General features: G+C 62.3%; 6 protein-coding genes. 3 read left to right on the top strand and 3 right to left on the bottom strand.

Translation table 11 applies throughout. The annotated features are described in order from the left end of the window. Nucleotides 1–59 precede the first annotated feature (59 nt). From OKW98_RS13990 to OKW98_RS13980, 3 genes are all read left to right on the top strand, one after another. Complete coding sequence (locus OKW98_RS13990; protein WP_265385273.1) at nt 60–1,271, top strand: sensor domain-containing diguanylate cyclase; 1,212 nt, start codon at nt 60–62, stop codon at nt 1,269–1,271. A gap of 300 nt (nt 1,272–1,571) precedes the next feature. Beyond that, nucleotides 1,572–2,755 (top strand): IS3 family transposase gene (locus OKW98_RS13985; protein WP_265385272.1). Its coding sequence is split into 2 segments (ribosomal slippage): nt 1,572–1,836 and nt 1,836–2,755, totalling 1,185 coding nucleotides; the frame shifts between segments, so codons are not numbered across the junction. 420 nt (nt 2,756–3,175) lie between these two features. Beyond that, nucleotides 3,176–8,791, top strand: coding sequence for a M10 family metallopeptidase C-terminal domain-containing protein (locus OKW98_RS13980; RefSeq protein ID WP_265385271.1), 5,616 nt, complete (start codon nt 3,176–3,178; stop codon nt 8,789–8,791). A 961-nt stretch (nt 8,792–9,752) separates the two neighbouring features. Here OKW98_RS13980 and OKW98_RS13975 read toward each other — a convergent pair. The 3 genes from OKW98_RS13975 to OKW98_RS13965 all read right to left on the bottom strand — a co-directional run bounded on the left by OKW98_RS13975 (nt 9,753) and on the right by OKW98_RS13965 (nt 12,519). Continuing rightward, entirely contained in the window at nt 9,753–10,340 is a 588-nt protein-coding gene (locus tag OKW98_RS13975; protein WP_265385270.1) for a peroxidase-related enzyme, read from the bottom strand. Then, nucleotides 10,337–10,861, bottom strand: coding sequence for a CMD domain protein (locus tag OKW98_RS13970; protein ID WP_416148469.1), 525 nt, complete (start codon nt 10,859–10,861; stop codon nt 10,337–10,339). Before OKW98_RS13970 ends, OKW98_RS13975 begins: the two co-directional genes overlap by 4 nt. 92 nt (nt 10,862–10,953) lie before the next feature. Then, entirely contained in the window at nt 10,954–12,519 is a 1,566-nt protein-coding gene (locus OKW98_RS13965; protein ID WP_265385268.1) for an ABC transporter substrate-binding protein, read from the bottom strand. Nucleotides 12,520–12,562 lie beyond the last annotated feature (43 nt).

Below are 12,562 nucleotides of genomic sequence, written 5' to 3'. Positions count from 1 at the left end.
ATGGCACTAAGGCATCACTGGTGATGTCACAATCCGGTAACCCACCCCTTTGGTGCAACATGCTTTCCTTTGTCCTCGATCGACCTGGTCCCAATGACGCGCAACTTCTTGCCGAGGTCGATCGCACCATCGCGTCGCGCTTTCGCGGTTTGCGTTTCAGCCCGGCGCTGGAGCGTCGTTACCAGGGCGAGACACTGGAGCAACGCCGCCAGTTTCTGACCGCAGTGGGCATTGGCGGCATCCTCATCTACAACCTGTTTATGGTCAGTGACTGGCTCAGCCTCAACGACATGTTTGTCTACGTGGCCCTGGGCCGTGTCTGCCTGATGACCCCGATATTCATTGTTCTGTTGATCCTCGCGCGCCGGGCCAGCAACCGGCGCACTGTCGAAGCAACAGCCGCCATCGGCACCGTGATGTGTTCGGTGATGCCGCTGGTGGTCATGATCTTCAGCGAAAGCCCGTTTCGCTTGCACTATCAGTTGGGGATGCTGCTGATCATGGTGTACTGCACGGTGATCCAGCAGGTGCCGGTGCGCTTTGCGGCGGTGGCCATGGCCTGCATGCTGGTCATCCAGTTGGTGACCACTTACCTCGCAGACTTCGCCGACTTTCAGATCTGGCAGGCCAATGCGCTGTTGTTCTTCTCTACCTCGGCGTTGCTGATGATGGCGTCTTGGTTTCTGGAACACGGCAACCGCTTGAGTTATCTGTTTGCACTGCGCGGCCGGTTGCTGCAATCGCAGTTGGTGGAACTGGCGCGCATCGATTCGCTGACGCAATTGTTCAACCGGCGCTTTCAGGGCGAGGTACTGGCCTCCCTGTGGAACCGCGCGGCGCAGACGCCCACGAACGTCGCGGTCATCCTGCTGGACATCGATCACTTCAAATCCTACAACGACAACTACGGGCACCTGCAGGGTGACACCTGCCTGCGACTGCTCAGCGGCGTGATCCAGCGCGTCGCGTATAAAGCCGGGGCCCTGACCTTCCGGTTTGGCGGCGAAGAAATCCTCGTGCTCATGACCCACGCCCACCCGGCCCAGGCCAGGGCGCTGGCGGAAAACCTGCGTGCAGCGGTCGCCGCGTTGAATGTGCCTCACCCTGTGCAGGGCGATGGCGCCAGAGTCACCATCAGCCTGGGCGTCGCCCTCGCCAGCGCACCCCAGGCCAGCGCCGAAGTGCTCATCGCCATGGCCGACAAGGCCCTCTACGTCGCCAAGGGCGAAGGCCGCGACTGCCTGCGCTGCGCCCCGGCCGAAGTGGCGTAGCAGGCTGATAACCGACCGAAGTCTCACTGAATGACCGCAGTCTGACTGAATGACCGCGGCCACTTGTAGGACCGGCTTTAGCCGGGAAGACGTCGGCATTCACACCACAAAATCTACGGCGCACCCACTGGCCCCTTCCCGGCTGAAGCCGGTCCTACTAAAGAGCATCGCGTGCATCCCGTGGGCTGGCTGAACGCGAACCTTGTGGGACCGGCTTTAGCCGGGAAGGCGTCGGCTGCAGTGGTCTAATTTCCCCGGACACCTCGATAAGTGGAAAATACATTTATCGAGGAGTTTTTCATGACCAGAAAACGCAACAGGTTTGATGACAGCTACAAATTGGAAGTCGTGAAGATGGTCAGGGATCAGGGCCTGACCGTTCCGCAGGTTTGCCAGGACCAGAATCTCGGTGAGACGGCCGTACGACGGTGGATCCGCCAATACGACGCTGAACAGTTGGGCCAGGCAGGGATTGGAAATCCGCTGACGGCTGAGCAGCAGCGCATTCGACAGTTGGAGCAGGAAAACCGGCAGCTCAAGACGGACAACGACATCTTAAAAAAGGCTACCGCCTTCTTTGCCCGCGAACTGAAGTGACGTATCGGCTGGTTCGGCAACTGCAACAGAAGGCTTATCCGGTGGCGCATGTCTGTCGTTTGCTGAACGTCAGTCGGTCGGGGTTTTACGAAGCCCAGAACCGTGCACAAAGGCCTGCTCGGCTCAGTTGCCCCATCGTCGCGCAGCTCAAGGCAGCTTTTGCCGCAAGCGACGGCTGCTCCGGCAGCCGCCCATTGACCAGGGCCCTGCGGGCCAAGGGCATGAAAATAGGCCTCTATAAAGTCCGCCGACTGATGCGAGCCAACGGTTTGCGCTCGGCGTGGAAACCCAAGTTTGTGCATACGACCGACAGCAAGCATGACCTGCCAATCGCCGAGAATGTGTTGAACCGTCAGTTTGAGCCGCAGGCTATGAATACCGCTTGGGTCGCCGACATTACCTACATCCGAACGCGCAGCGGCTGGCTCTACCTGGCCGTCGTACTGGACTTGTTCTCACGCAAGGTGGTGGGCTGGGCGATGGCCCCCAACATGCCTGCAGAGCTGGTGTGCAGCGCGATGCAGATGGCCGTCGCCCAGCGTCAACCTCCACCTGGCCTGGTCGCCCACTCCGATCGCGGCAGCCAATATGCGAGTGCACTCTACAGATCGCTGCTGGCCAGACACGCCATGCAGCAAAGCATGAGCCGTAAAGGTAACTGCTGGGATAATGCGGTGATGGAACGTTTCTTCCTGAGCCTGAAAATGGAGCGGGTATGGCGGCGCAATTACGCTAACCATGGCGAAGCGATACGCGACATCACTCAATACATCGTTGGGTATTACAACAACGAGCGGCTGCACTCGAAACTGGGGTACCTGCCACCGACCGTTTACGAACGGACGATGGCGTCGAAACCACCTATCGAGGTGTCCGGAATTAGTTGACCACTACAGGCATTCACACCGCGAAATCTACGGCGCACAGACTGGCCTCTTCCCGGCTGAAGCCGGTCCTACTATTCGACCGCATTCACCTGTGGGACCGGCTTTAGCCGGGAAGGCGTCGGCATTCACACCGCGAAATCTACGGCGCACCCACTGGCCTCTTCACGGCTGAAGCCGGTCCTACGAACGCTCCGCATGCCCCCGCGACCCACCCCCCACCGGCAAAAGTGTCAGAAAAGCACAGCACCTCAAACGTCAATTATGTGACGATAACAGCCACCCAAATATGCCGATCGTCACAAAGTGACGGTTTCCCGACATACGGCGACAACTTTTCCGTTCAGGTAGGTCATACCTGCTGCCGTGCCGATTGGAAATTGGCACGCAGCGTGACCTAAGCCTGTGACCGGAGATAAGTACATGATTTTTAACGTCCAAGATTTTGGCGCCAAAGGAGATGGCGTTTCTGACGACACTGCAGCCATCCAACAAGCGATTGATGCAGCGGCGGCGGCTGGCGGAGGACAAGTCTATGTACCCCCGGGCACCTACATCGTGTCAGGCGGCGAGGAACCGTCCGACGGTTGTCTCATGCTCAAGAGCAACGTCTACATGTACGGCGACGGCATGGGCGTCTCGAACATCAAGGTGGCCGACGGTTCCGACACGAAAATCACCGGCGTCATCCGCTCTGCCTATGGCGAAGAGACCCACGATTTCGGCCTGAGCAACCTGACCATCGACGGCAACCGGGATAACACCACCGGCAAGATCGACGGCTGGTTCAACGGCTATATCCCCGGCAAGGAAGGGTACGACTCCAACGTCACCCTCGACGGCGTGGAGATCAAGGACTGCTCCGGTTACGGCTTCGACCCCCACGAACAGACCGTGAACATGGTCATCAAGAACAGCGTGTCCCATGGCAACGGCCTGGACGGCTTCGTTGCTGACTTCCTGAGCGACAGCACCTTCGAAAACAACATCGCCTACGACAACGATCGCCACGGTTTCAACGTGGTGACCAGCAGCCACGATTTCACCCTCAGCAACAACGTCGCCTACGGCAACGGCGGTGGCGGCATCGTGGTGCAGCGCGGCAGCGAGAACATTCCTTCGCCGAACAACATCACCATCACCGGTGGTGAGGTGTATGGCAACGGCGCCGAAGGCGTGCTGATCAAGCTCTCCAGCGAGGTCACCATGACCGGTGTCGACATACACGACAACGCCAGCGCCGGTGTGCGCATCTACGGCAGCAACAACGTCGACGTCACCAATAACACCGTGAGCAACAACGCACTGGGCGGCAGCGTACCGGAAATCATCATCCAGTCCTACGACGACACCAAGGGCGTTTCGGGCAAGTATTACAACGGCAGCGACAACACCGTTCAGGGCAACACCATCAACGGCAGCGCGCTGTCTACCTATGGCGTCGCCGAGCGCAACGAAGACGGCACCGACCGCAACAGCATCATCGGCAACACCATCAGCCACACCACCAAGGGCGACACCCTGCTGTATGGCGATGGCAGCTACGTCAGCGCGACCGTCCCAGTGGTGGCGGTTCAGGGCACCGACGGCAACGACACCCTGCCGGGCAGCGACGCCAACGAGATCTTCTACGCCGGCGCGGGCAATGACACTGTCAACGGCGGTGGCGGCAGCGATATCCTCATCGGCGGCGCCGGGGTCGATAAGCTCACTGGCGGCGCAGGCGCGGATATCTTTCGCTTCACCAGCGAAACCGACAGCTACCGCACCGCGACCACCAGCTTTGACGACACCATCACCGACTTCGATCCGACCCAGGACAAGATCGACCTCGCCGGACTGGGCTTTACCGGGCTGGGCAACGGCCGTGGCGGCACCTTGCAGGTCAGCTACAGCGCCAGCAACGACCGCACCTACATCAAGGACTACGACGCTGACGCCAATGGCAATCGCTTCGAACTGATCCTGGCCGGCAACCTCGTCAGCGCACTGACCGCCGACAACTTCATCTTCAATCGTACCCTCACCGGCACGACCGGCAATGACTCGCTGCAGGGCACTGACTCGGCCGACACGCTGCTGGGCCTGGCCGGTAACGACAGCCTGGCGGGCGGCGCCGGTGACGATCGACTCGACGGCGGCGCCGGGCAAGACACCCTGAGTGGCGGCGCCGGGGCGGACACCTTCGTGTTCTCCAGCCGCACCGACAGCTACCGCAACTACAATGCCGGCGGCGCGAACCTGGGCGACGTGATCACCGATTTCGACGTCACCGCCGACAAGATCGACCTTTCCAAGCTGGGCCTCACCGGCCTTGCCGACGGCATGAACAACACCGTGTACGCGGTGCTCAACGACGCCGGCGACAAGACCTACATCAAGTCGCTGACCGCCGATGCCGAGGGCAACCGCTTCGAAGTCGCGCTCGTGGGCAACTACCTCGACAAACTGACCAGCGCCAACTTCGTGTTCGCCACTGCGCCGGTCGCCAACCAGGCCCCCGTCGTCGCCAACCCGCTGCTGGATCAGAACGCTACCGAGAACACGCCGTTCAGCTACGTCGTGCCCGGCACCAGCTTCACCGATCCGAACAACGACACCCTCAGCTACACCGCGACCCTGGCCGACGGCACCGCCCTGCCTACCTGGCTGATCTTCGACGCGGCGACCCGCACCTTCAGCGGCACCCCGGGCGACACCGCGTCGGGCACCTACGCGATCAAGATCACCGCGAGCGACGCCAGCAACGCCAACGTCAGCGACAGCTTCACCCTCGCCGTGCAGGACGTGCCGGTGACGCCGGGCGTGATCAACGGCACGCCGGGCAACGACACGTTGACGGGCACCACCGGCAACGATCAGCTCTTCGGCGGCGCAGGCAACGACACCCTGAACGGCGGCGACGGCAACGACATCCTCATCGGTGGCGCCGGTGCCGACAAGCTCACCGGTGGCGCGGGCTCGGACGTGTTCCGCTTCACCTCCACCCAGGACAGCTACCGCACGGCGACCACCAGCGCCAGCGACCAAATCCTTGATTTCGATGTGGCCGCCGACAAGATCGACCTCTCTGGGCTGGGTTATACCGGGCTGGGCAACGGCCTCAACGGCACCCTGCAGGTGACCTACAACGCCAGCAACAACCGCACCTACGTCAAGGACAACGTCGCGGACGCCAGCGGCAACCGTTTCGAGCTGTCCCTGGCGGGCAATCTGGCCGGCAGCCTGAACGCCAGCCATTTCGTCTTCGCCAACCAGAACGTGCCGAGCAACGTGGCGCCGGTGGTGGTGATTCCGCTGCTGGACCAGAACGCGACGGAAAACTCGCCGTTCACCTACGCCGTCACCAGCAACAGCTTTTCCGACGGCAACAACGACGCACTGACCTACACCGCGACCCTGGCCGATGGCAGCGCCCTGCCCGACTGGCTCAGCTTCGACAGCACCCGCCTGACCTTCAGCGGCACGCCGACCAGCACGGCCTCCGGCAACTACACGCTACTGATCAAGGCCACCGACCCGTCGGGCGCGTCGGTCAGTGACAGCTTTGCCCTGGCCGTGGCCGACGCGCCGGCCAGCACTATCACTGGCACCGCCAGCGGCGAAACCCTGGCGGGGACGACCGGGGCGGACCTGATCCTCGGTTTGGGCGGCAACGACACCATTCGCGCCGGCGCCGGCCCGGACATCGTCGACGGCGGTGCCGGTCGCGACTCGCTGTACGGCGGCGAAGGTGCCGACACCTTCCGCTACACCAGCGTCCAGGACAGCTACCGCGACTACACCACCGGCGGCGTCACCGCCACCGACACGATCTACGATTTCACCCACGGCGTGGACAAGATCGACGTGTCGACCCTGGGGTTCCTCGGCCTGGGCGACGGCAGCAACGGCACGCTGTACCTGAGCCTGAACGCTGCCGGCGACAAGACCTACATCAAATCCAGCGTTCCTGACGCCGACGGTCACCGCTTCGAGATCGCCTTGAGCGGTAACTACATGAACACCCTCACGGCCGACGATTTCGTCTTCGGCTCGCGGGCCGACCAGGACATCCTGTTCCTGCCGACCCTCGGCCAGTCCAACGCCCGTCTGTTGCGCATGACCGAAGACGACAGCCAGTCCGGCACAACCATGCTCGTGGACGGCTTGAGCAAGTACACCACCTATGACGTGCGCAGCCAGTTCAACGATGCCGACGGCAATGGCATCGACCTCGCGGTGGGCGGCAGCACGGTCAACGGCATGTCGACCCTCGGCGCCGAAGAACTGAAACTGTGCTGGTGGCTGACCGACACCGATCAACCGGGCCCGGCGCTGTTGCGCGCCGTGGCCTTGTTGAACGACCAGCTCACCGAGTTGAAGGCGGTCGACAACGTGACCATGGGCATCATCTGGGGCCAGGGCGAGGAAGCGGCGCAGGAAATCGCCCGCGCTTCAGACAAGGACGCCGCTGCGGCGTCGTACAAGGCCGCGACACTGTCGGTGTTCGATTACTTGCACGCGCAGTTCGGCAACTTCAACGTGTACATGATGGAAACCGGTCACTACGACCAGGACGCGGCCCGCGCACGCGGTTTCTCGGAAGAGAAGATCGCCGGCATCGTCGAGGGCGTCGGCTACGTGCGCGCCACCCAGGAAGCGATCGCCGCCCAGCGTGACGACGTGAAGATTGCGGTGGACTACACGGACCTGCCATTGCGCCACGAAGTCGACCCGCTGGTGTATCCCGATGACGTCTGGCACTTGCACGAAGAGTCTGCCGAGATCGTCGGTCAGCGTCTGGCCGACTACATCGCCGACGACCTGGGCTTCAAAGGCGACCCGAGCGACAACAACAGCGTGCAGGCCATTTTCGACGGCGTGCAGAACGAGGGCGGGAAGATTTTCGGCACCGATCAGGCCGACACCCTGGTGGGCTCGTCCGGCAATGACACGCTGGACGGCGACCTTGGCGCCGACAGCATGAGCGGTGGCGAAGGCAACGACATTTACATCGTCGACAACGCCTTCGACAGCGTCACCGAAAGCAGCGACTCACCGTCGCAGATCGACACGGTGCAGGCATCGGTCAGCTGGACCCTCGGCGCGAACCTGGAAAACCTGGTGCTCACCGGTGTTTCGGCCATCGACGGCAACGGCAACGAGCTGCGCAACTTCATCACCGGCAACGCCGCGGTCAACGTGATTGACGGCGCCGGCGGTGCCGACAGCATGAGCGGCGGCAACGGCGACGACACCTACTACGTCGACGACAGCGGCGACAGCGTGATCGAAACCAACGTCGATCGCGTCTCCGGTGGCATCGACAGCGTGCACAGCACCCTGGCGACGTTCACCCTGGGCAGCAACGTCGAAAACCTGTACATCGACAGCGTTGATGCAGCCAACGGCATCGGTAACGCCCTGGACAACATGCTGTTCGCCGGCAGCGGCAACAACGTGCTGGACGGTCGCGACGGCAATGACACCGTTTCGTACGACCGTGCGCAGTCCGGCATCACCGCCACGCTCTCGACTTCGGCGCAGCAGAACACCGGGGGCTCAGGCCTGGACACGCTGAAGAGCGTCGAGAACCTGATCGGCAGCGCCTTCGCCGACAGCCTGACCGGTAACAGCGGCGCCAACGTGCTCAACGGCGGTGCCGGCAATGACACGCTGATCGGTGGCTCGGGCAACGACCGTTTGATCGGCGGCGCTGGCACTGACTCGCTGACAGGCGGCACCGGGGCGGACACTTACGTGTTCGACTCCATCGCCGACATGGGCGTGGGTGCGTTGCGCGACGTGATCAACGGCTTCAAGAGCGCCGAGGGCGACCTGCTCGACTTCAGCGCCCTGGACGCCAATCCGCAGACACCGGGGATCGACGCGTTCACCTTCATCGGCAGCAACGCCTTTGACAGCAACGATGCGACAGGGCAAATACGGTTCGCTGACGGGATCCTCTACGGCAGCGTCAACGCCGACGCGACCCCGGATTTCGAGATCCAGCTGGTCGGCGTGAAAGAGCTGCACGTGACTGACCTTGTTGCCTGAGTAATCGCCTGAAAACAAAACGGCCTCCGCAATGGAGGCCGTTTTTTTTGCACGCCCAGCGGGACCGGTCCCACTGATGCAGCACATGACTAGGTGGGACCGCATATCCCCCGTAGCACCGGCTTTAGCCGGGAACGGGAGCTGTGTACGCCGCAGATTCCCGGCGGTTGCCACGATCCATTGTAGGAGCGCGCTTGCCCGCGAAGACGTCGGTACAAACGATAAATAAGCGTCGGATGTACCTCCCAATTCGCCAGCAAGCCGGCTCCCACAGGTTATGCATTCACCGCGATTATCCGGTTGGGCGAAGATCCATTGTAGGAGCGCGCTTGCCCGCGAAGACGTCGGTACAAACGATAAATAAGCGTCGGATGTACCTCCCAATTCGCCAGCAAGCCGGCTCCCACAGGTTATGCATTCACCGCGATTATCCGGTTAGGCGAAGATCCATTGTAGGAGCGCGCTTGCCCGCGAAGACGTCGGTACAGACGATAAATAGGCGTCGGATGTAACTCCCAATTCGCCAGCAAGCCGGCTCCCACAGGTTATGCATTCACCGCGATTATCCGGTTGGGCGAAGATCCATTGTAGGAGCGTGGCTTGTCCCGCGATCGGCTGCGCAGCAGTCGTAAACCTGACGCCTCGGTTTTGCCGCAAGACCGCGCCCACCGGATTACTACCGCTTCGCGCCAGATCGCGGGACAAGCCACGCTCCTACGGGTTCTGCGTTCACCAGCAAGCCGGTATCTAAAACTTATTCATTCACCGCGATTATTCGGTTTGGCGAAGATCCATTGTAGGAGCGCGCTTGCCCGCGAAGACGTCGGTACAGACGATAAACATGCGTTGGATGTACCGCCCATTCGCGGGCAAGCGCGCGTCTACAGGTCATGCGTTCGCTGAACGACAGCGAGGGGTCAGAGCGCCACCCCACCCCAACAGCCGCATTCATCTATCAGCGTTAATCCGCCGGAAACACCGGCTCACCCAGATTCAGCATCAGGCGGTTGGCCCAGGCGAAGATCGAGATCGCGTGGATCAAATCCAGCACCTGCCCATCGTCCAGGCGCTGTTCACGCAGCGCTTTGATGTGGCTGACATCGATCGAGCCCGGGGTCAGGGTCAGGTCGATCGCAAACCGCACGATGGCTTTTTCCCGCTCGTTTGTGCCCGCCGTCGCAGGGTCGGCGAAGACCTCGCGGATCACGTCGTTACGCTTGGCCAATTGCTCAAAACGCTGGGCATGCACCGAGGCGCAGTACACGCAGCGGTTGACGCACGAGACCACGGTGCTCGCCAGTTCACGCTCGGCACGGGACAGCCCGCCCGGCGCGTACATGATCGCGTTGAACGCCTGGGAACGCTGGCGAAGAATGTCCGGGTGGTGGGCCAGGGTCAGGTAGTAGTCCGACGTCTTGGCCTGGGGATGGCTCTCTTCGAGCACCGCGATCTGCTCCGCGCTAGCGCTGTTCAAATCAACCGTCGGCAGCCAGGCCTTCCAGCCGAGTACCTCGTTGGTGAATCCGTTGTCGCGAATCGGCTCGCTCATGGGGCTTCTCCGGCGGAAAGCAACGCACCCAGCCCTGCGGCCAGACGCACTTGATAGGACATGAACGCAACCAGTTGCGCCAGCACGACGATTTCCTCAGTGCTCAGCCCGACATTTTGCAGCGCTTGCAAGGCCCCTTGATCGCCATGGACCGGCGACTCGATCAGCGTGCGAGTGAACGCCAGAATGCCGCGCAATCGAGGGTCGCTCACCTCACACAGTACGCCGGAGTCGACGCTGGCCACGCTCAACGCATCCACACCCTGTGTGTGCAGCTGCGCCAGATAATGCGCGGCGAGCGTCGGGTGGGGCGTCAGATGGGCAGCGTAATACGCCACCCACAGGCGTTCGGTCAGCGGCAGATTGCCCGGCAGCTCAGGGGCGAAGAACAAATCCTGACTGCCCTGGGTGGCGGATGCGACCTTGTCGCGGGCATGACGAACAGCGTGAAGATTCGAGCCCGGCGAGATGCCGAGCAGGCGGTCAAGCACATCGGGCGCGACGCCCGGCGCAGTGTCCAGCGGGTGTGACGGGTTCAAGGACATGACGTTTCCTGACAGTGAATGGGACGACGCCCCGCCGCGAAGCAACATCGCAGCGGGAACATACAGAATCACGGTTGCTCGGTGACCATGGTCGCGGCCGTGCGGTCGCTCACCAGCGGCTCGACCTTCAGGCCCTTACGCGCCGCCCAGATGTTCTGGTAATGGAACAGCGGGATGATGCCGACGTCGTCGCTGACCACCTTCACCGAGTCCTCGAGAATCTGCCGACGCTTGGCTTCGTCGAACTCAGCGGTTGAGTCGACCAGCGCCTTGTCCACCAGCGGGTTGCTGTAATGACCCCAGTTCGAGGCGCCCTGCCCCTTGCTGCTGTCGACCGTGGTGAGAATGTTGGTCAGCGCGTAAGCCGCTTCACCGGTGCCATTGCCCCAGGCGATGACACTGATCGCCAGTTCATTCTTGTTGGCCTTGCCGGCATACACCGCCCACGGTAGTACTTCGAGCTGCACCTTGACGCCGATCCGCGACCAGAACTGCGCCACCGCCTGCATCGCTTCCGGCGCCTGCGGGTAACGGTCGCCCGGCACGTGCACGGTCAACTGGAAGCCCTCGGGAAAGCCCGCCTGAGCCAGCAGTTCCTTGGCCTGCTTGACGTCGTAGGGAATGTTCTTCACCTGTGGGTTGTAGCCGAAGGTGTTGGCCGGCATCCACTGATTGGCCTCGGTCACGGTGCCTTGCATGATGCGTTCGTCGATGGCCTGGCGGTTGATCGCCAGGGACAGCGCCTTGCGCACGCGCACGTCACGCAGCGGGTTTTCCGCCAGCGGCTTGCCGGCGTTGTCGCGGATGAACTCGTTAGGGCCTTCGCGGAAACTCGGCTGGATAAGCAGCGCGCGCAGCCCCTGATAGGCAAACACGTTGACGCTCGGGGTCTTGCGCAACCGCTCAACATCCGTTGGCGAGACCTTGTCGATCACGTCCACGTCGCCGGCCAGCAGCGCGGCGGTGCGGTTGGCGGCGTTGGCGATGAAGCGAAAATCGACCTTGTCCCAGGTCGGCTTGCCGCCCCAGTAACTGTCATTGCGCGCGAAGATCGTGCGGTCACCCGGCACGTAGGACACGAAGCGGTACGGCCCGGTGCCGATCAGCGCCTTGCCTGCGTTGTAATCGGCGCTGCTGGCGTTCGCCCCGGCGTGGCGGCTGACGATGTAGATCGAATCGACGTCAGGCAGCAGATTGGCGTTCGGCGAGCGGGTCTTGATGATCAGCGTGTGGGCGTCTTTCGCGCTGACCGACTCGACCGTGCGCATGGCGCCGGCATACGAGGCGACGCTGCCGGGCACGTTGCGCGCGCGTTCGAAGGAGAACACGAAATCATCGGCGGTCAGCGGCGTGCCGTCCTGCCACTTGACGTCGTCGCGCAGGTCGAACTGCCAGGTGGTCGGGTCCACGACTTTCCAGCTCTTGGCCAGGCCCGGCAGGGTTTTGTCATCGTGGCGATTGACCAGGGATTCGAAGGCGTGCAGCGCCACCGAGCGGTCGCCGGCGTAGTTGTTCAGTTGCGGGTCGAGGGACGAGACCGGGTCGGCGTAACCGATCCGCAGGTCTTGGGCCGACGCACCGCCGGCGGCCAGCAGCAGTGCCGTGGCGATCAGTGAGCGAACACGTGGTTGCATGGGAGATTCCTTGTACGCAATGGCTGGGGTTCAGGACGCACTT

Source organism: Pseudomonas sp. KU26590 (assembly GCF_026153515.1).
Classification (GTDB): Bacteria; Pseudomonadota; Gammaproteobacteria; order Pseudomonadales; family Pseudomonadaceae; genus Aquipseudomonas.
The sequence above is the reverse complement of the archived record's forward strand: the minus strand, read 5'-3'. Positions and strand labels throughout refer to the sequence as shown.